Source organism: Martinezella sp. CNPSo 3795 (assembly GCF_057784475.1).
Window position 1 is genome coordinate 136,310 of sequence record NZ_JBXSOQ010000001.1, and the last position, 20,002, is coordinate 156,311.

Below are 20,002 nucleotides of genomic sequence, written 5' to 3' on the forward strand. Positions count from 1 at the left end.
CATGGCCAACAATCTCCTGCCCACCCTCGACGATACCCGCACCAACGCCACCTTCGAAGAACTCATGTGGGCGCTGAGCCGACCCGGTCATCCGCGTGAACTACCCGCTGAAGGCTTCTGGCCGCTCGCCGAAAGCCTGCTCGATCGCGAATGCAGCTTCCATGTGACAAGCGATCCGGCGCTGGACCTAAAGATGACCTCAACCGGTGCGAGACGAATGCCGCTTGCCGATGCGGATTATGTCTTTACTGCTATCGGCTCCTCCGAAGCTGTCGAAGCCTTGTCGACATTGCGCATCGGCAGCCTACTGTATCCCGATGATGCTGCAACGCTGTTTGCGCCCGCGCGATTTGGTTCCGGACAGAGACTGCGTCTTACCGGCCCCGGCATTAAGGACAGCGTGACGATCGAGATCGACGGTATCGATCGTGCCTTCTGGCACATGCGCACCAAAGCAATCCGTTATCCGCTCGGCTGGGATCTCTATCTCATCGATGGAAGACGCCTGCTTGGTATTCCCCGTTCCACGACAATCGAGGTGCTCTGATGGCCTATGTAGCAACCCGCGGCGGCGAATATGCCATCGAGCAGGCGGAACGGCTTTTCCGCGCCGATCTCGGCCCGATCACGCGCGAGCGCGTCGAGGCGGTTCGAAACGGCCTCCCCTATCTCATCGACCGGCTGATGGGCGAAGCCTCGCTTTATGAGCCAGACCTTGCGGCGCTGGCGCTCGCCCAGGCCGGCGGCGATCTCTACGAAGCGATCCTGCTGCTGCGCGCCTACCGCACGACGCAGCCACGCATCGCCGTCGCCGAACCCGTCAATCAGCCGGATCTTCTGACGGTCCGCCGCATCTCAGCCGCCTTCAAGGATATTCCAGGCGGCCAGATATTGGGGCCGACGCTGGACTACTCCCACCGCCTGCTTCAGGTCGACGTGTTGCAGGGCAATGATTATGTCCCGGAACCGGTGATCCCGGCTGCCAAGCCGGCGCCGGCGACGCAACCGTCGCTCACCAGCTGGCAGAAAGCGCAAGGGCTTATTCCGGACCATCCGGTCGAAACCGTCGCGCCTGAGGAAATCCCCGATCTGACGCGCGAGCCGCTGCTGTTCCCGGCAGCGCGCGCCCACAAACTCCAGAGCTTGGCCCGCGCCGACACCGGCGGCACGCTGGCGCTCGGCTATGCCACCATGCGCGGCTACAGCGCTGTGCATCCGACCGTCAACGAGCTGCGTCTGACCTATGCGCCAGTTCGCCTGCGCCATCCCTCGGGTACAATCTTCAGCGCCGGCCGCGTTCGTGTGAGCCAGACCGAAGTCATTTCCAAGGCGAAGGAATTGCAGCTGGGCTTTTCGGCGACCTTTGGCTGGAACGAGGTAAAGGTGATCGCGGCGGCAACGCTCGACCTTGCCTCCAACCAGCCCGACCCGCACCCGGCTGCCAATGAGGAATTCGTACTCTATCACACCGAGCCGGTCGAAAGCTCCGGCTTCTGCATTCACTTCAAGCTTCCGCATTACGTTACGTTCCAATCGACCCTCGACGCGCTGCGCCGCGTCAAGACGGACGAGGACGCTGCCGCCGCAAAGCCAGCCGTGACAGAAAAGCTCGCCCCGCAACAGGAGGAGGCTGCGCTATGAAACTTCAGGAATTGACCAAGCCCTGGATGGCCTTCAACTACGGTTTCCTCGATGAATCCGCCAAGCGCGAAATGCGCCGCCGCATCCTGAAGGCGATTGCCGTTCCCGGCTACCAGGTGCCCTATGCGAGCCGCGAAGTGCCGATCGCCCGCGGCTGGGGAACCGGCGGACTGCAGGTGACGCTGACGCTGCTCAAGCCCACATCCGTCGTCAAAGTTATCGACCAGGGATCAGACGATTCAGTGAATGCGAGCAGCATCCGCAAGTTCGTGGCGCGGGTCGGTGGTGCCGTCGAGACGGAAGACACGATGGCCGCAACCATCATCCAGTCCCGCCACCGCATTCCGGAGGAAAAGCTGCGCGAGGATCAGGTCCTGGTGCTGCAGGTTCCGAACCCCGAACCACTGCGCCCTGTTCAGCCGGATATGTCCGTCGCCCGCGAAATGCATGGGGATGCCGATTATGGGCAGCTGTGGCTGGTGCTCTACGAACAGCTCGTCAAATCGGGACGGATCATGCAAGGGTCGAGCTATCCGAGCATGGTCAACGGCCGGCATGTGATGACGCCATCGCCGATCCCGCGCTGGGACGTGCCCAAGCTCAATCAGGCCGACCACCTGACAATCCTATCCGCTGGCCGCGAGAAGCGCATCTTCGCCGTGCCGCCCTATACGCGCGTCGAGCCGCTCGTTTTCGATGACGTGCCGTACCGCGTCGAAGATCACCAGGACAAAACCTGCTACCGCAGCAATGTCACCGGCTTCTTCATGAACGAGCTTCCGCAGGAAGACGGTTCCTCGCAATACGAATTGTCCGACAGCCATTTCGGCGTGAAGCACATCCGCAAGTCGGAAGCGGAAGCGGTCGAGATCGGCGAGACCTGGTACAAGAATGGAAGGATGGACTGATGGCCGCGCTTGACCCCACTCAAACGGCAGAGCTGACCCGCCAGCCGCCGCGGCTGATGCTGGCCGAGCCTATCCTGACCATGCGCGGCATTGCGCGCAACTATGGCGACGTCACCGCGCTCGGCGGCGTCGATGTGACTGTTTATCCGGGCGAAGTGCTCGGCATTGTCGGCGAATCCGGCTCCGGCAAGTCGACGCTTCTGAGGATGATGAACCTTGAGGATACGCCCGACACAGGCACCTATAATCTTGCTCTTCCCGGGCACGAGAGCCGCGACCTCTTTACGCTCGACCGCTTCGAGCGGCGAATGCTGCGGGCGCATCACATCGGCATCGTCTATCAGAACCCGCATCTCGGCTTGCTGATGAACCACACGAGCAGCGGCAACGTCGCCGAACGCCTGCTGATTTCAGGCAATCGCAATTTTGCCGAGCTGCGCGAACGGGCGCGCCAATCGCTCGACGCGTCGGAATTTCCGATCGAACGCATGGATGCCCGACCGAACGAGCTTTCGGGCGGCATGCAGCAGCGCGTGCAGCTCGCCAAGGCAATCGCGCTCGAGCCGGCCGTCCTGCTGCTCGACGAGCCGACGACCGGCCTCGACGTCAGCGTTCAGGCGCTGGTCCTCGATACGCTGAAGCGGTTGCAGCGCGAGCGTTCGATCACCATGGTTCTGGTCTCGCACGATCTCGGCGTCATACGCACGATGGCAGACCGGGTTATGGTCATGCGACGCGGCAAGGTTGTGGAACAGGGTCTGGCCGACCAGATCTTCCAGGATCCGCAGCACGCCTATACGCAGCAGCTCGTTCACGCCAAGCTTTGAGGAAACGCGAGAGATGAACATTCAGGTTTCCGCCCGGCAAACCACCCCCCCGGTGCTGCGCGTCCAGGGCCTTTCGAAGCAATTCGAAATGCACCATCTCAAGCGCACGCTGTTTGCCTTCGAGAATATCGATTTCGACCTTCACACAGGCGAATTCATTCTGCTGAAGGGCGAGAACGGCGCCGGCAAATCGACGTTGCTGCGCACGCTCTATCGCTCCTACCTGCCGCGGGCCGGCCACGTCTATTATCACACGCAGGAAGGGATCATAGATCTCGCGACAGCCGCCGATGTCGACATTGCCGTGCTGCGCCGCCGAGAAATTGGCTTCGTCACGCAGTTCCTCAATGCTCGCCCGCGCGTTGCCGCCGAAGAGATCGTGGCCGAGCCGCTGAGGCTTGCCGGCACGTCGCATTCCGAAGCCTTGGCCGAGGCGCGGCGTTGGCTCGATGCCTTCGGCGTCAAGAAGCAGCTCTGGTCGGCTTATCCTTCGACCTTCTCCGGTGGCGAGCAACAGAAGGTCAATCTGGCTCGCGCGCTCATCCTGCCGCAGCGTCTGCTGCTGCTCGACGAGCCAACCGCATCGCTCGATCATGCCGCCCGCAAGGCGCTGGTCGAAAGATTGGCGCAGCTCAAAACGTCCGGTGTTGCAATGATCGGTGTCTTTCACCATCCCGAAGATGTAAGGGCATTGATCGACCGGGAACTTCATCTGGAAGCCATCAAGATCGAGGACGAGCAAGACGATGTGGCTGAGTAATTTCGAAATTATATTGCAGGATCGCGTGATAGAGCGCGGTGCCATCAGGATCGAAGATGGGCTGATCGCTGAAATCAGCGAGCGGCCTGTCGACGGGGCTGAAATAGACGGCCACGGCCGGTTTCTATTGCCCGGTTTTGTCGACATGCATGGCGATATGATCGAAAAATGTGTGGAGCCGCGCGTCAATGTCCGCATGCCGCTCGAACTCGGCGTCTACGACCTCGACAAGATGCTCGCCGCCAACGGCGTGACGACAGCCTATGCTGCGGTCGCCTTCACACCGGCAACTTACGGCCATATCCGCTCCATCGAGCATACCCACGCCATGATCGAAAAGCTTGCATCGATGCGCGAAGAGCTTTTGATCGACCACCGCGTCCATGGCCGCTTCGAGGTGACCTTCCTGCCTGCGCTGAAAGAGGCAAAGACCCTAATCGATGCCGGCGCACTGCACCTGATTTCGCTGATGGATCACACGCCGGGCCAGGGACAATATCGCGATATCGAGCTGCATATCGCCAACACGGCAAAGGCCAAGAAGATCAGCGAAGCACAGGCGGCAGAACTCGTGAAACAGCGCATGGCGGCCCGCTCCGAGCATGGCGACAGCATGGACATCATCAACGGCTTGGCGGAACTGGCGCGCGAACATGGCGTCGTCCTTGCATCTCATGATGACGACACCATCGAGAAGGCAGTGCTGCTACACAGCCTCGGCGCGGCAATCAGCGAGTTTCCGATCAATATTGCGACGGCCACCGAAGCAAGGCGGCTGGGATTGGCGACGGCCATGGGCGCGCCGAATGCGCTGCGCGGCCTTTCCTATTCCGGCAATCTTTCCGCACGAGAAGCCTATGAAGCCGGCGTACTCGATATCCTTGCGAGCGACTATCATCCGTCGGCCATTCTGCCGGCCGTGATCGCGCTCGCGGAAATCGGTAAGGGCGGCCTTCCCGCCTCCGTTGCGCTGGCAAGCGCCAACCCTGCAAGGGCGCTGGGCCTGAATGATCGCGGCCGCATCGCCGAAGGATTGCGCGCCGATCTGGTCATCGCAGAACGCGGCCGGATACCGCGGGTGCGCGGCACGATCCGCGGCGGCAAGATGGTCTGGTCGGACGGAACCATTAAGAGCTTTTGAGGCACTGAGGATGCCTGTTGGCATTTCGCGCCAGCACGCAACCTGCCCATTGGCGGAAGGGTATTTCCCTCCCGCCAATCCGCGTGGCTTACATCGCTTTCTCCGGATGCGGCGAGCTCTCATAGGCGCCCCAGATCGATTGATCGAAATTGATCGTGGCGCCGGTCATCAGACCGGATTCGTCCGATGATAGGAAGGCGACGGCGCGTGCGACCTCGGCCGGATCGACCAGCCGGCCGAACGGCTGTTCGGCGGCGGCCTTTTCCAGCCAGTCTTCGGCGGCACCGTGATATTCGCGCTGGATGCGATCCTCGCCATCGCTCGACATCCAGCCGATATTGAGCGCGTTGACCCTGATGCGGTTCCTGAGCAACCCGAAGGCCGTATTTCGGGTCAGCGTATCGAGCGCGCCTTTGGAAGAGCAATAGGCGCTGATGAAAGGCTGCCCGGCCATCGCCGACATCGAAGAGATATTGACGATCGTGCCTTCGATGCCGTTGGCGATCATGTTCTTGATCGCGTCCTGCATCAGGAAGAACGGGGCACGCACGTTGACGGCGAACATCCGATCGAACAGATCCGGATCGGTATCGAGAATGGTGCCGCGATCGGTGATGGCGGCGACATTGACGAGCGCATCGATGCGGCCGAATTTTTCCACGGCGGTCGCGATGACCTTGCGGCAATCGTCCACCTTACCGAGATCGGCTGAAACGAAAGCGACCGGTATTTTATAGCGGTCACTTATCTCACGCGCCTTGGCCTCGCCCTTGGCGGTGCTGCGGCCACAGATCGTCAGGCCGGCGGCGCCGCGTTCGGCAAACAGCCGGGCAACTTCCGCGCCTAAGCCTTGCGTGCCGCCGGTCACGACGGCGAATTTTCCATCCAGTCGGCTCATACGATCTCAAGCCTCCCTGCGTGCGGCATGGGCGGCGATGAGTTCGGCAAATCGCTTCGCATCCGTCCCGGCATTGATCGCCTCCGCCATGATGGCCGCTTGCGTTTTCGGTGCCAAACCGCCAACGGGCGGATCGCTGTCGAGATTGGTCGGGAAGGCATAGCCCTCTGCCGTCGATGCGATCACGTTCGCAGCTTCTGCGCGGCTCAGCGCACCGGCATCGAGAGCGGCGACCAGCGCCGGATAGACTGCGACAGACATGCGGCTGCGGTTGACGCTCTCCATCGCCCGCCCGAAGGCCGAGGACACCTGCAGGAGGTTGGCCATGCGGTAGATGTCTTTTGAGACATTGTCGCCGGCCCCATGCATGACTGCCGGATTGAAGAAGACGGCATCGCCCTTCTTCAGCGGTAATTGCACGTAATGTTCGGCGAAATAGGCCTGAAATTCCGGCCGGCCGAAGGCGATATAGCCTTCGAAGAAGGTCTGCGAATAGGGTAGGAACAGCGTCGGCCCGCTTTCGAGCGGCATATCGCAATGCGCGACCGCGCCCTGCAGCGTCAACAGCGGCGAAACGGCATGGATGTGGCCCGGATAGGCCTGCATCTGCTGCGGCGACATGAAGCCGAGGTGATAGTCGCGGTGCGGCTTCTGCGCAGTGCCGCCCGGATTGACCCGGTTCATCTGCGCGGTCATCTGATAGCCGACGCCGAGCCAGGCCTCCGACACCATGGCGACCGCCGTCGAGGCGTAATAGCGAGCAAAATTCTCCGGGTCCGCCAGGCAATGCTTTTCCAGTGCGTTCCAGATGCGGTCGTTGGCGCCGGGTTTGGCAAAATGATCGCCGGCGCCCTTGCCCTTCTCTTTCTCCTCGCGGACGATGGCTTCGAATACGGTGGTTGCGCGATCGACAACCGCCGTATCCGGCATGGCGTTCTTGATGACGACGACGCCTGGGCCTGAGGTAAAGGCTTCCACCCACTCGGCCATCAGGGCGCGACGTTCGTCTTCATCCTCGGCGGCGCTGCGAACCTTGTCGCCATCATAGATGAGGATGTTTTTCTCGATCCCCGCCGCCAATGGCCAGTCGGCCGGATCGGCGGTCTTTTCCACCAGGCCTTTGAAAGTATCGAAATTGCCGCAATCGGCCGAAAGCCAGACCTTCCGGCTGCGCCGGCTGGCGAGCGTCTGAGCGTCCATGGTGTTCTCCTCCCAAAATGACGTTGGACTATGAGGTTGATCGTAGTCCCGCACCGGCCTATGAGAAAGACGGAAAACACCTCAAAAACACCTCAGAAAGAGTGACCGTGAAATCGCGCTTTCCCTTGAAAGATATTGCGCTACAGGCTGGGCTCAGCCTCGCGACCGTCGATCGTGTCATGCATGAACGCGAGGGCGTCCGTGCTGTGACCCGCACGCGGGTTGCAGCCGCGATTGCCGAGCTGGAGCGGCAATATGTGCAATCGGGCTTAGCAGGGCGGCGGCTCGTCATCGATGTCGTCATGGATACGCCGCAGCGCTTCTCGTCGGCCGTCCGCGAAGCCTTCGAGGCGGAATTGCCCGGCATGCGGCCCGCATCATTTTTCGCGCGCTTTCATGTGGCCGAGACGATGAGCGAGGCCGAGCTTTTATCCATCCTGCGCGCCATACGCCGGCGCGGCAGCCACGGTGTGGTGCTCAAGGCCGCGTCAACGCCGGCCATTGCCGATTTCGCTGCCCAACTCATGGCAGCAAGGATCCCGGTTGTTACGCTGGTGACTGACCTGCCTGAAAATTCCCGTATCGGCTACGTCGGCATGGACAATCGTATGGCTGGGGCGACCGCCGCCTATCTGCTCGGCCGCATGGCCGGCGAACGAGCGGGCAAAGTGTTGGTGACGCTCTCGAGCAGCCTTTTTACCGGCGAGGACGAGCGTGAGCGCGGATTTCGCGATACTCTTGCGGAGCGATTCCCCCATCTTTCGGTCGTTCGAATTTCCGAAGGGTTCGGCGTCGACCGCACGACGGAACTGCTCGTCCGCGATGCGTTGGAACGCGAGCCGGACATCCGCGCGGTCTACTCCGCTGGCGGCGGCAATCGTGCCATCCTGAAAGCCTTTACCGAGGCCCGGCGCGAATGCACGGTCTTTGCAGCCCACGATCTCGATCAAGATAATATCGGGCTGCTCGCCGCCGGCGAGATCACTCTCGTCATTCACCACGATCTGCGCCATGACGCCCGTAGCGCCTGTCAGCTCATGCTCGCCTATCACCGGATGCTGCCGGCAGATTTTCAGGTGGCACCATCGAGGGTCGCGATCGCAACGCCGTTCGAACCGGCGCATTGATCGAAAACCGCAGGCGTGCGCAGAAAGAGGGCGCGCGGAAAGACCGCTATTCGATCGCCGTGATCTCCAGCTCCTCCTTGCCAAGGGTCAGGATATCGCCAACCGTCTTTCCCATCAGCAATCTTGCGACGGGCGAGACGTAGGAAATCGATCCCGCCTTGGGATCGGCCTCGTCCTCCCCGACGATGCGATATTTTTGCACGCGGCCATCCTCACGGCTGTAGGTGACCGTGCTTCCGAAAACGACGACCTCGGACGAGGCCGGCGCCGGCATGACTTCGGCGGTTCGGACCCTTTCCGCGAAATAGCGCGCATCGCGCAATGGAATAGCTGTCTGCCGCCGGCGTTCGTTGATATCCTCGATCGCGCTTGCTGCTTCGTAGGCTTTGCGCGCATCCTGAAGCTGCAATTCCAGAGCCTTCAGTCCCGCCTCGGTGACGCGGTTCGGATGCGGAGAAATCGGCCGGTCGGGCAACACGGTTTCGGCGGCCGTTTCAGCGCTTTCTTCCTTCATGAACGCAGTGCTCAATTTCAAACTCCATTGCGAAGCGCTAAACCTTGAAATCCCGTCGGGATCTTTTTCCATGAACAATTTCGACGACCTGTCTTTAACCACAGGAAGCAAATCGACCCCGTACTATAGACCAGATGGCAATGCTGGAGGAATAGAACAGCCGATAGAAAGCCGAGATCACCGAAGAGGCCGGGTTCCCGCCAGCGGACATCGCCAACATGTTCGTTGCAACGATCTCTAAAACGACTAGTCTTCAAGCCAGCTAACAACGGCGGATACAAAGTTCCATGTCGCGGGGACTTTGAAACGGCACTCAACTTTAGAGAGATCGATGATCAGCCTCGGTGTATTGACGACTTATATATTGGTGGTGCTTGGTCTGATGGTCATTCCAGGACCTGCCACGTTACTCACGCTCGCCAGGGCAGTCAGTGGCGGCAAGCGCGTGGGATTGGCAACGGGCGTTGGAATAGCCGCCGGCGATCTCTTCCATACGATGATGGCGACCTTCGGATTGTCGGCATTGCTGGCCACATCCGCGCTGGCCTTCGAGATCGTCAAATATGCCGGCGTCATCTATCTGATCTATCTGGGTTTCAAGGCTTTTATCGAGAAAAGCGGCAGCATCGATCTGCCGACTGCGCAGGCTATTACCCCCATGCGCGCATTCCGGCAGGGTTTCTTCACGGAGATACTCAACCCGAAGACTGCGCTTTTCTTCCTGGCCTTCCTGCCGCAGTTCATCCATCCGGAAAGCGGATCCGTCATTGCGCAATTCGCGCTTCTGGGAGCCATTTTCGTGACCCTCAGCATCGGCGTGACCTCGCTTCTGGCGGTCGGTGCCGGCTCGATTGATGGCTGGCTGCGGCGCAACCGCACCATCGGCCGATGGCAGGGAAAGGTCATCGGCACAATCTATATGGCATTGGGCCTGAGGCTCGCGCTGCAACAGCAGTGACCGCCTTTACGGCAACAAAGGAAAATCAAACCTGCTGCCGTTTGACGACGCTGAAATTCATCTCCGAACGGATGCGGAAGCCCATCGCTTCGTATAGAGCGATGGCCGGCGTGTTTGTGGTATAAGCATGCAGATAGGCAGTCTCGCCGCGGGCCGCGATTTCACCAGCCACGAAACGGAAGAGCAAGGTGCCGAGGCCGCGCCCCTGAAAATCGGGATGAGTGCAGAGGCCGCTAAGTTCGGCAAATCCTGTCTGGCGCATGCGCTGACCTGCCATGGCGACAAGGCGCCCATCGATCTTCACGCCCCAGAAGGAGCCGAGGCTTTGGGCCTGCAAGGTGAAGGGGCCTGGCTTCGTCAGCGTAGCAAGCGCTAGCATATCCGCAGCATCGGCCTCCGTCAGCGGCACGACCCGACCGTCCGAGACTCGCTCGGAAGGGCGCTCCGCCATCATCTGCACGAGCCTGGCACTGGAAAGGGTCACCAACCCTTCAGGAACGATGATTGGCTCCGCCTCGACGATCGCCATGACCTCCTCTCCCGAAGGCAGCCTCGCCAGGGCCTCGAGACTTTCGGGCGAATTGTCCGCGGACGCCGCAAAGGGCACGATGGACGGTGGATAGCGGCGGGCAAGCGCATTGCCCTCCGCCAGTGATGCATGGGCAGTTTCAAGAGCACTCCAAATCGGACGATCGAGAATATGGCTCATCATTGCTGCTCCTTGCTGAGGGTGCCGCGTCGCCTGAGCGGAGCTTCCGCAAGTCCGTCCTCGATCGCGGCGAGTTGTTGCAATAGCGGCCCTGAAAGGTCACCGCAGAGCTCTCGGACCGCCTGTTCTATGCGCGGCCAGACGAATTTTTTCGAATAGTCGACGAGCTCCTGCCCCCTGGAAGTCAGCGAGATCAGACGGCGGCGCTGGTCTTCGATCGAGGCCTGCATGTCGACATAGCCCGCTTCCAGAAGCTGCGAGACAGTGCGTGTCGCGCCCGGCTGAGTGATGCCGACGGCCTGGGCAAGTTCGCCGATCGTCAGCGGCCCGGCGCGATCGATGGCGGCGAGAAACGGAAATTGGGCGGACTGCAAAGAAACGTCCAGCTCCTCCATGATCTGCTGCGTATCGGCCTGCAGACGCTCGCCGATCCGGCGAAACCGGCTGCCAAGACAGAGGAACCCCATCGCCCTCACAATATCTTCAGTCAAATCGACCCCCATTCCTCCATTTACATAAATTGTTATATAATGTGTTATTCAATTGCAATCAAGCCCGCTGGCGGTCACTTAGAGGATACGGATATACGATCTCAATGATTGTACTCATCGAGCAGTCCCGGCCTTTACACATCGCTGCCATTCGAAGGCAGACTAACGCTAAGGTCGTACACTGTTTGAATCTGGAACGCGCGACATAACCCTTCAAGGGAGAGGAATAGCTGACGCGCTCCTCCGTCTATGAGCTAGCCGCTGCGATACTTCCGATGTCCCACGCGAACGGGATTATTCAGCAACTAATTAACATATTGAAATACTTCTGAAATACTCGTTGTGTGACGAGAGATTTAACTTCACATTAAGTTCAGTTTATGCGCATATTATTTATTTAGAAATTTACATATTAACTGAATACTAATAAACGCCTTAACTTTCCAACTCATATTAGCTAACCATTACGCAAGCGGAGGTAATGGTTGTGCAAGATATTGGTACAGACTCTCAAAGATATTCAGGAAGAGCTTACTCAACCAAGAATGGCGTTCAAAAACCCGGCCACAACGGGTCGGACGCTACTGGTGCGCATCTTGTTTCCGAAGAGCAGATCTTAAATCAGGAGAGCCAAATGCAGCCGGCAGACGCGCCTGAACATGGAGCCGCCATTCCTGCGCAAGACTATCCGCCCACGCTTCCAAGCGTGTTGATCGGCGGGTTGCCCATCACTGTCGTCAATCGACGCAATGCTGCTTCCTTCATGATCGATGTCGCGCGCAGACGCCGCCGCGACAGCCGGCCCTATTATTTTACGTCAGCCAATGGCGAGGTCGTCGCACGCGTTCATGCCGATGCCAATATCGCCAAACTCTTCCAGCAGGCGGATCAGATCTTGGCCGACGGTCAACCCCTCGTGATGGCTTCACGCTTACTCTGCAGGGTGCAGCTTCCCGAGCGCGTGGCAACAACGGATCTCTTTCACGATGTCGCCAAACTGGCCGAAAGGGAAGGCATAAGCTTCTATCTCCTGGGAGCGACCGAGACGGCAAACCGCGAAGCCGTCGCCGCCGTGCAAACCCGCTATCCCGGCTTACGCATCGTGGGCCATTGCCACGGCTACCTTGCCGGAGAAGCCCTGGAACGGAAGCTTGACGAGATCAACACACTCGCCCCCGACATATTGTGGATCGGCCTTGGCGTGCCGCGCGAGCAGATTTTCGTGCACGATTTCGCCGCGCGACTTGCCAATGTCGGCATCATCAAGACATCAGGCGGCCTCTTCGACCATCTGGCGGAGAGAACGAAGAGGGCGCCCATCTGGATCCAGAGAGCCGGTTTCGAATGGTTCTGGCGGATGCTGATGGAACCTCGCCGCCTGTTCTGGCGCTACCTGACCACCAACCCCTACGCCATCTATGCGATCCTGAGGTATTCGAAATGATGAATAGGCGATATTCCGAACTGCCGACGAGCGAAACGGACACAGACATAGCCATTGTCGGCGGCGGGCTTTCCGGCACGCTAGCAGCCTGCCTGCTCGGCCGAGCGGGATATCGGGTGACACTCATCGATCGTCATCGCGTCTTTCCCCAGGAATTCCGCGTTGAAAGAATAGCCGGCGAGGCGATCGAAAAACTTCAGCGACTTCAGCTATTTGCACCTCTGTCGACTGCCGCCGTACCCTTCGATGAAATCGTCAACATGCACAAGGGGCGCGTGGTGGACCGGACATACGGCCAGCACTATGGATTTTTCTACAACAGGCTCGTCATGGCGATGCGGAGCGCGCTGCCTGAAACGGTGAATTTCGTCGTCGGCCAGGTCCGCGCTTTGCGGATCGGAGCAGCGCACCAACGGATATCGATCCTTGGTCAGGACGAAATCACCACGCGATTGCTGGTGGTCGCGACGGGCATGGGCGATACCCTGCGCCGGGATCTCGGGATTCTGCACCGACAGATTAGCGATAGACGCCCGCTGGCATTCGGCTTCAACATTCGTCCGCTGCGATCCAATAGATTTCGCCATACGGCCCTGACCTATCATGGCGACGGCGACGGAATCGCCCATCTCAATCTATTTCCGGTCCCTGGAACGACACGAGCCAATCTCTTTCTGTTCCGAGACCCGCGAGATCCATGGGTCAAGTCGCTGCATGACGATCCGAAAGGGATGCTCACGGCCGCCTTCCCGTCACTTGTCGATACCTTTGGCGATTTTGAAATCAGCAGCCGCGTCGATAGCTGGTTGACCGATATAACAGCTGCCGACAATTGCCGGCAGGATGGCGTCGTGCTGATCGGAGATGCCTATCTGACCTCCTGTCCGGCAAGCGGACTCGGCGTCAGCCGGCTTCTGACCGATGTAGAGCGTCTATGCTGCACATATATCCCGCAATGGATGACAGAAACTGCCATCGATCACACCAAGATCGCCGCTTATTATGACGACCCAGAAAAGCTTGATATGGACATCAGTTCGGTGCAAATGGCCGATCACCACTTCAATCTGACGGCGAAGACCGATGTCGGGTGGCATCTGCGCCGCCAGTTCCATTTCACGCGGCGGCGCATCCTATACGGCATCGAAAACATAAGCCCCGCTCTTGCAACAAAGCTTCATCAGCTGAAGGCGAAGGCGATACGCGCCAAGTCTGCACTGCGATCCGCTGCACTGAACTCGGAACCGATGGCATAGCCAGGCTCGCAAGTGCGAAATGCGGTCTCGGGAAACATTCACAAATAGTGCATGTTTCCAACATGTGAAAAACGCAATCCTATATCGATAATATTACGGAGTTGATCATGGCAGTTTTAGGCGCATTTCCTCCTGGACTTACTTGCCGACCAATCGAAGAGAGCGATTGGGATGGCATCATCGATTGTCTTCGCAGAAATTTTCCGACGCGCGATCGAAGCTATTGGGAGCGCGCTGTCGCGCGCATGGAAAAGCGGCCTTTCGTGCCCGACCTGCCGAAATACGGCTTCGTTCTGGATATGTCCGGACGCATTGTCGGTGTTCTGCTGGCGCTTTATTTTCGGCACGAGGGATTGGAAGGAGAAGAGCTCCGCTGCAATTTGTCGAGCTGGTCTGTCGATCCCGAATATCGCGCTTTCGCCGGCAAGATGGTGATTGCGGCGCTCAGACGAAAGAACGTCACCTTCATCAACGTTTCTCCGGCACCAGGGACTATAAAGGTCAATGAAGCGCTCGGCTTTCGCCGTTATGCGGACGGGCAGCTCGCCTTTCTGCCGATGCTGAGTGCTGTGAGGCGGACTTATCGTGTGCTTGAAGCCCGCTCCGATCTTCCGGAAATGTCGATGCTCTCGGAAGGCGATAGGGAGATCCTTCTCCAGCATGCGGCACTGGAATGCCTGTCGTTCATTTGTGTCGCCGGTGACGAAGCCTTTCCCTTCGTGTTCAAGACACGCCGTATCTTCCACGGCATCGTTCCAAGTGCCCAGGTGATTTACAGCCGCATCCCTGAGGAGCTTAGCCGGTGCGCCGGCGCGCTCGGGCGCCATCTTCTGCGAAAAGGCATATTTCTCTGCGTCGTCGATGCGAACGGGCCGGTGCCCGGTCTCATCGGGCGTTATTTCGCCGGAAGCGGGACGAAATATTTCAAAGGTCCGAAACCGCCATCGCTTGGTGACCTGACATTCACGGAACTCGTCATCTTCGGCTCCTGATCCCTGATAATGAGCTGTCGGCGGCTTTTTGGAGTTTACCGCTGGCTCAGTCCGATTGAAGATTAACCGCATTACGGCGAGGGCGATGGCATGTGTTCGCCCGACTGGCTGACCGTTCTTCGCGAAATGCCGAGCGAGCGCCAGCGCGTTCCAAAAGAAACACCAACAAGCAGGAGGCAGAAGCCGAGCGCAAGCGGAGAGAAGAATGCCTCCTCCTGCAATACGGCATTGGACGCGATCGTGACGACCGCGACGAAAGCGAAGAGAAAATCCGGATCGCCGGTAGCAATCAGCTGCTTGCGCGCCGATAGGGCCAGCGCGGCAAGAAAGCCGAAGAAGACAAAGCTGCCCACACCCATCTGATAGAGCATGACGCCGACCGCGCTTTCGACGGGCACGGAGGCAACGCCTTCATCCTGTGCCCGGTCCCAATCCAGATTGAGGCTCGTACTCGAAAGATTGCCGCCGATGCCGAGGCCCTGTCCGAACGGATTGTGCAGGAATTCGCGAACGCCCGCGATCAGGCCGAGAACATGGTAATCGCCATGGGTGGCGCCGAAGAGGATAGCGGCGGCCGTCCAGACGACGGCAAGCGCGATGACGGCAAGAAGCGTCAGTTCCGCGCGCGATGGATGATAGATCAGCCGGGCACCGATCGCCACCAGCAACATGAACGTCGCTCCTTTCGAGCCTATGACAAGCAATAGTGGCAGGGCAGCAATCGGCAGCAGCCAACGGCCTCTGAAGAGGAGCCAGGCAGACATGATGCTCAAGCCGTAGGCGTAGCTGATGGGGTGAAAGTTCGGGCCGCCATTGCGGAAGATCGGCGGAAACAGGTCACTGAACAGCTTGATGTTGAAGAAGGTCGTCATCATCGTGTCTTCGATGCCGCGAAGCACGAAGCCAGTCTCTCGCAGCTTCTTTTCCCATACACCGGCCTCGATCTGAGCCTTCAGGCCACGATGAATATAGAGATCGCCGTGAAACAGGCTCAGGAAATCCATCCGAAAGATCTGTTCCAGATAGCCGTATATGATGGCAATGGCGCAGAGCCAAAAGATGCCCTTGCGCAGATCAATTGGATAGAGACTGGCTGCCAGAATTGCGATGTGGAAGCATGCAAGCGGCGTGATCGTATTGCGGAAATAGATAACGGCATCCTTCGGTCCGCCGTGAACAGCCCCAAGCGCTAGATAGAAACAAACGATGCCGCACAGCATGAAGCTGAACATCAGCCAAGGCCGCAATTCCGTCAGAGCCCGCACGCGGTATTGGAAAGAGGCCATAATGAAGGCGCCAAACGCAGTCATGAGAATGACGAAATTGGCGCCGCGCAGCGCATCGAACGTATTGTGATCCGGCACGAAAGGCGTGAACCAGGCGACCACGAGGTTCTGGTAGAGAAAGGAGCAGGCAATGACGATCGGGATGCAGCCGGGCTGAGCAACAGACAGGACGAGCGTCAATGCGAATGTCGCGGCAACCCCAAAAGGCGTCCAGACGGCGAAGGCTGAAACGGAAGCAATGACCGCGAGAATGGCGATGCAGAGGTGGAAGACCGCATCTGAGCGCAGCGAACTAACGCCTCCCGCCGCGAAGCCGGCGCGATGTCCCGTAATGCTCATCGCCAAACTCCATTCGTCCGCATCAGTTGTCGTTCCTCACTGCCATATTCCTCAGCATTTCAGCCTCCGCCACGGCCATCCAGAAGTGCCGCGATCATGCCGACGTCAAAACCTTCGGCGCTGCGCCGGCTCTCGATGATGCCAAAACCCTGATCGAGCTCCCAATAGGCCCAGCCGACCTGATTGGCCTCTGCCGCTTGCCGCACGGCCCGAACCCAGAATTTGCGGCTTTCGGCATCGACACAGAAGTTGAGCACGCCGAACTCATTCATCATGACAGGGCAGTCATGCGTCTCGGACCAGCGCCTCAGCCTCACAAATTCGGAAGCGATCGCCGCTTCTGTCCAGGGCGTCGCCAATTGCTCCTCAATGAGGTTTGCGGCCTGCTCATCCCCGTTGGCGCGCAGCTTGCCGATGCTCTCCTGCACGAGAGGCGTTTCGATGGTAGCCGGAAAAGGCAAATTCGAAATCCGCGCAAGCGGAGACGCATCCCACGTCTCGCATTGATGAGTGAAGGCCGTGGGCGCATAGAAATGAATGGCGGCGATCTGGTTATCGTCGGCGAGCGGCGGCGTCTCGCCTATTTCCCAGATGCCCTGAGAGGGCGATGGCCCCCAGATCAGCGTATGGCTCGGGCATTTGGATCGTACGACCTCGGCAAGCCTATCCCGCAGTTGCAGCCACGCGTCACTCCGCATGGGCGGCTCATTCAAGAGCTCCGGATAGACCTTATCATCCGGGAGGTTCGCGACAACGCTGCTTAACGCCATCCAGGCTGCGGCCGCCCTTTGCGAGCCGGCCTCGAAATCTTGACGAAGAGCCTTGTGCAGACTTTCAGAGGGATGCATGTCCACAAGGATGGAAAAACCCAGCCGATTAAGGTCGGTCACGCCGGCCTCGATGCGACGGAGCGCGGCCGCATCAGTTGCCGTCAAGAGATCGCCATTGATCGGCAAGCGGATCGTCTCGAATCCCGCTTGGCGAAGCTTTTCGAGGACCGGCTCGCTGGGCGCTACTCCATCGCTGTTATCGAACCATCCGGGCAGATTGATGCCACGCGAGGGTACGATGGGCCTGGCCGCCGCACGCGCCGCGCCGGCAGCCGGGAGAGCAGCCAGAATGGAGCCGCCTGCCAGCTTGAGAGCGCTTCGGCGTGATATCATCGTCGATCGCGAGCCGCGTCCCTCGTTCATCCCCTTGCAGAGACTCGATCACCCTGCCCTCCATCGTCAGTCGAGCGGATGGGTCGCACCATCTGGCTACGGCGCGTATCGATGTTCTCCGGCGCAATTGTCAGCGTGGCGCTGCGCCCAATCTGATCGGCGTCGAGCCGTTGACGAAGCATATTGGCGATTTCCGCCGCTTCCTCGGCAGGGTTGAGCGCAAAAAGCATGAGATCCGCTTCAGCGAAAAGCGCTGGATCCCAATTGTCATCGACGATGGAAGGCCCCATCAGAAGCACGAAGTCGAACGAGCCGGCGGTGGTCAATATATCATCGAGGCCAAGGCGCACCCACGGTTCCGAATTCTCGGCCACGGGCCTGTTGTACACGACGGTCCGCAGGCCGCTCGCCCCGCTGATGAAGACGCTGTTACCGCTGCGCGCCGGCGCTCCCAAGCCAGGCAGGTCTCCGAACTCGACGACGAGCACATTCTGTTCGGCCTGTTGGAGGCCAAGGCCGACCATAGCACCCGCAAGTCTCGCCGCCAGCGGCGTGTGCAGCGAGGAGACCAGCAGCACATAGGGCTTCGGATGCTCTCTCAGATGCAGAATGATGCGCCGCATGAGCTGCAGCACATCCCGCGAAAAAGCTTCGTTTCCGGCCTGGAAAAAGCGTCTTCGCATCGCGCGGATGCTGAGATAGGCACCGATGCCGGCAACGCCCGGAAGCCGATATTCACCAAGATGGACCGGCGCCGGCTCCGTCTTTGCGATTTCCGACGAAAGGTCTTTGTGGGGCTCGACGTCAAGGAGGCTACGTCTTATGGGGCCTGTCGGATCCTGTTCCGGCTGATGTTTGGGTCCGCGCACCAGGGCAAGACCGCAGCCGATGATAAGACCGAGCGCGGCGCTGACCGGCAACAGGAGCAGCGGCTTCGGCCAGGTCGGCTGTACCGGCGGAGCGGCGGCGCTGATCACCCGGGCCTCCTGCAGCTGCAGGCCCTGCATCTGCGATGTTTCCTCGGCGCGTTTCAGGAAATCGTCGAGGACCGTGCGTGCCGCTTTCGTCTTCGCCTCCAGCTGCCGCAACTGCACCTGCGCAGCATTCGAACTATCCAGCTTCTGGCGGAGATCATCGAGCTTTGCCTGGAGTGCTGCGACGTTCTGTCCAGCGAGGTCGGACATTGCCTTCAATTCCCGAGTAATCCGCTGCGCCTCGACGGCCATAAGACCCTGCATCCTGTCCAACTCGGATCGCAATCTTTTAACGATCGGATGACGCGGCTGATACATGGCCTCGTAATTGGCGAGATCGGCGGCCCGTTGATTGTAGTTCTCGCGGAGTTTAACCGTGGCTTCGGAGGAAAGGATTTCCGAAAGCTTGGCAAGTCCGGCCGGCGAGGTGCCTGCGGCGACTGCCTGAGCATATTTATCCTTGGCCTGATCGGCCTCACTTCGTGCTCCGATCAGCTGATCCGTAAGCTTGTCGATCTGAGATTGCAGCGTGCCGCCCGCGGAAGCATCGAGGATCTGATGCGAGACCTTGAAATCTCCGACCTCCTGCTCGGCATCGCTGACGTTCTTCTGAAGATTGCCGATCCGGCTCGCAAGCAGGGAATTCACATCGCTGTTTGCAGTCTCCCGCTCACCCGACAGACCGGCCCTATAACGATTGACGATGGCGTTGGCGATCCGCGCCGCCTTGTCGGAATAGCGGGATGCGAAACTGACATCGATGACATAGGTAAGCCCGGCACGCTCTACGGTGACGGCGCGTTGGAAATTCTTGAAGATCGAATCCTTCGTGGGATGTGAAGCGAGACCAATACGCGACAGGAGGCCGCCTGCCGAAAATTCAGGGTCGTTCTCGATGTTCTCGCTCTCAAAAACCTTCATCAGAAGGTCACGCGATTCAATGACGAACACCTGGCTTGCGATGGCCGCGCTATCGCTGCCGATGCCGGGCAGGACATTGTTGAGATTCGTCGCGCGCGGATCACGCGGATCGATCATGACGGAAGCTGTCGCGGTATAGCTCGGCTTTGCCACGGCAAGGTAAGCCAGCGTCAGTAGAAGCACGGCAACGGTGCACGTCAACACGATCAGCCAGCGCTGCCAAAGGATGGTCCACACGGCACCGACATCGAACAGCGGCGGAAGCGAGCGCTCGTCAATGTTAAACGGCTTCATCCTGTTCCTCTCCGCGGGCCGCGGGTCTCCGGCTCATCGCACATCACTAAATTCAGTATTAGTGAATAATGTTAATCATCCGTTGAATTTACACCAGAGCGTGTGATCGACTTGAGACATCGCAAGTAACCATGTTGCGACTTCATTCTGGCGTAAGCA

General features: G+C 59.3%; 19 protein-coding genes. 11 read left to right on the forward strand and 8 right to left on the reverse strand.

Annotated features, from left to right (window positions below; translation table 11 throughout):
- Position 1: 1 nt before the first annotated feature.
- Genes phnH through AC13QY_RS00700 form a run of 6 tightly spaced genes read left to right on the forward strand, consistent with a single transcriptional unit; the run spans position 2 to position 5,277 of the window.
- Positions 2-547 carry a phosphonate C-P lyase system protein PhnH gene (gene phnH / locus AC13QY_RS00675; RefSeq protein ID WP_113350840.1) on the forward strand — a complete coding sequence of 182 codons (546 nt, stop codon included), beginning with the start codon at positions 2-4 and terminating at the stop codon, positions 545-547.
- On the forward strand, positions 547-1,641 hold the full coding sequence (locus AC13QY_RS00680) for a carbon-phosphorus lyase complex subunit PhnI (protein WP_113350839.1): 1,095 nt from the start codon (positions 547-549) through the stop codon (positions 1,639-1,641). Before phnH ends, AC13QY_RS00680 begins: the two co-directional genes overlap by 1 nt.
- Complete coding sequence (locus AC13QY_RS00685; protein ID WP_113329363.1) at positions 1,638-2,549, forward strand: alpha-D-ribose 1-methylphosphonate 5-phosphate C-P-lyase PhnJ; 912 nt, start codon at positions 1,638-1,640, stop codon at positions 2,547-2,549. Before AC13QY_RS00680 ends, AC13QY_RS00685 begins: the two co-directional genes overlap by 4 nt.
- Entirely contained in the window at positions 2,549-3,376 is an 828-nt protein-coding gene (locus AC13QY_RS00690) for an ATP-binding cassette domain-containing protein (RefSeq protein ID WP_113350838.1), read from the forward strand. The genes AC13QY_RS00685 and AC13QY_RS00690 overlap by 1 nt, the downstream gene beginning before the upstream one ends.
- Positions 3,377-3,389: 13 nt before the next feature.
- On the forward strand, positions 3,390-4,136 hold the full coding sequence (locus AC13QY_RS00695; RefSeq protein WP_113350837.1) for a phosphonate C-P lyase system protein PhnL: 747 nt from the start codon (positions 3,390-3,392) through the stop codon (positions 4,134-4,136).
- A complete protein-coding gene (locus AC13QY_RS00700; protein WP_113350836.1) occupies positions 4,123-5,277 on the forward strand; it encodes an alpha-D-ribose 1-methylphosphonate 5-triphosphate diphosphatase in 1,155 nt (384 codons plus the stop codon). Before AC13QY_RS00695 ends, AC13QY_RS00700 begins: the two co-directional genes overlap by 14 nt.
- An 88-nt stretch (positions 5,278-5,365) precedes the next feature.
- Here AC13QY_RS00700 and AC13QY_RS00705 read toward each other — a convergent pair whose 3' ends face one another.
- Positions 5,366-6,175, reverse strand: a complete 810-nt coding sequence (locus AC13QY_RS00705) for an SDR family oxidoreductase (RefSeq protein WP_113350835.1) — start codon at positions 6,173-6,175, stop codon at positions 5,366-5,368.
- A 6-nt stretch (positions 6,176-6,181) separates the two neighbouring features.
- Positions 6,182-7,375 (reverse strand): phytanoyl-CoA dioxygenase family protein, encoded by a 1,194-nt coding sequence (locus AC13QY_RS00710; protein ID WP_113350834.1) that lies wholly within the window; start codon positions 7,373-7,375, stop codon positions 6,182-6,184.
- A 107-nt stretch (positions 7,376-7,482) separates the two neighbouring features.
- On the opposite strand from AC13QY_RS00710, the gene AC13QY_RS00715 reads away from it, so the two are divergent.
- Positions 7,483-8,502, forward strand: a complete 1,020-nt coding sequence (locus AC13QY_RS00715; RefSeq protein WP_113351062.1) for a LacI family DNA-binding transcriptional regulator — start codon at positions 7,483-7,485, stop codon at positions 8,500-8,502.
- A 46-nt stretch (positions 8,503-8,548) separates the two neighbouring features.
- On the opposite strand, the gene greA is transcribed toward AC13QY_RS00715, so the two are convergent.
- On the reverse strand, positions 8,549-9,031 hold the full coding sequence (gene greA / locus AC13QY_RS00720; protein WP_113351061.1) for a transcription elongation factor GreA: 483 nt from the start codon (positions 9,029-9,031) through the stop codon (positions 8,549-8,551).
- 316 nt (positions 9,032-9,347) lie between these two features.
- Here greA and AC13QY_RS00725 point away from each other — a divergent pair, with 316 nt between their 5' ends.
- Positions 9,348-9,974 (forward strand): LysE family translocator, encoded by a 627-nt coding sequence (locus AC13QY_RS00725; protein ID WP_173004604.1) that lies wholly within the window; start codon positions 9,348-9,350, stop codon positions 9,972-9,974.
- Between the two features lie 25 nt (positions 9,975-9,999).
- On the opposite strand, the gene AC13QY_RS00730 is transcribed toward AC13QY_RS00725, so the two are convergent.
- Positions 10,000-10,683 carry a GNAT family N-acetyltransferase gene (locus AC13QY_RS00730; RefSeq protein WP_113351059.1) on the reverse strand — a complete coding sequence of 228 codons (684 nt, stop codon included), beginning with the start codon at positions 10,681-10,683 and terminating at the stop codon, positions 10,000-10,002.
- Positions 10,683-11,174 (reverse strand): MarR family winged helix-turn-helix transcriptional regulator, encoded by a 492-nt coding sequence (locus AC13QY_RS00735; protein ID WP_113351058.1) that lies wholly within the window; start codon positions 11,172-11,174, stop codon positions 10,683-10,685. Before AC13QY_RS00735 ends, AC13QY_RS00730 begins: the two co-directional genes overlap by 1 nt.
- A 634-nt stretch (positions 11,175-11,808) precedes the next feature.
- Between AC13QY_RS00735 and AC13QY_RS00740 the strand changes: the two genes are divergently transcribed.
- The 3 genes from AC13QY_RS00740 to AC13QY_RS00750 all read left to right on the forward strand — a co-directional run bounded on the left by AC13QY_RS00740 (position 11,809) and on the right by AC13QY_RS00750 (position 14,866).
- Positions 11,809-12,618 (forward strand): WecB/TagA/CpsF family glycosyltransferase, encoded by an 810-nt coding sequence (locus tag AC13QY_RS00740; RefSeq protein WP_113350833.1) that lies wholly within the window; start codon positions 11,809-11,811, stop codon positions 12,616-12,618.
- Positions 12,615-13,874: an FAD-dependent oxidoreductase gene (locus AC13QY_RS00745; protein ID WP_113350832.1), complete on the forward strand. Its 1,260-nt coding sequence runs from the start codon at positions 12,615-12,617 to the stop codon at positions 13,872-13,874. Before AC13QY_RS00740 ends, AC13QY_RS00745 begins: the two co-directional genes overlap by 4 nt.
- A 107-nt stretch (positions 13,875-13,981) precedes the next feature.
- Entirely contained in the window at positions 13,982-14,866 is an 885-nt protein-coding gene (locus AC13QY_RS00750; RefSeq protein WP_233788554.1) for a GNAT family N-acetyltransferase, read from the forward strand.
- Between the two features lie 71 nt (positions 14,867-14,937).
- Here AC13QY_RS00750 and AC13QY_RS00755 read toward each other — a convergent pair whose 3' ends face one another.
- From AC13QY_RS00755 to AC13QY_RS00765, 3 genes are read right to left on the reverse strand one after another with little or no spacing between them, the layout of a single operon-like run.
- Positions 14,938-16,491: a hypothetical protein gene (locus AC13QY_RS00755; protein WP_113350831.1), complete on the reverse strand. Its 1,554-nt coding sequence runs from the start codon at positions 16,489-16,491 to the stop codon at positions 14,938-14,940.
- Positions 16,492-16,550: 59 nt separating this feature from the next.
- The gene (locus AC13QY_RS00760) at positions 16,551-17,654 is read right to left on the reverse strand and encodes a glycoside hydrolase family 5 protein (protein WP_233788555.1); all 1,104 of its coding nucleotides are present in this window, start codon (positions 17,652-17,654) and stop codon (positions 16,551-16,553) included.
- A 26-nt stretch (positions 17,655-17,680) separates the two neighbouring features.
- Positions 17,681-19,843 (reverse strand): GumC family protein, encoded by a 2,163-nt coding sequence (locus AC13QY_RS00765; RefSeq protein ID WP_113350829.1) that lies wholly within the window; start codon positions 19,841-19,843, stop codon positions 17,681-17,683.
- Positions 19,844-20,002: the final 159 nt, after the last annotated feature.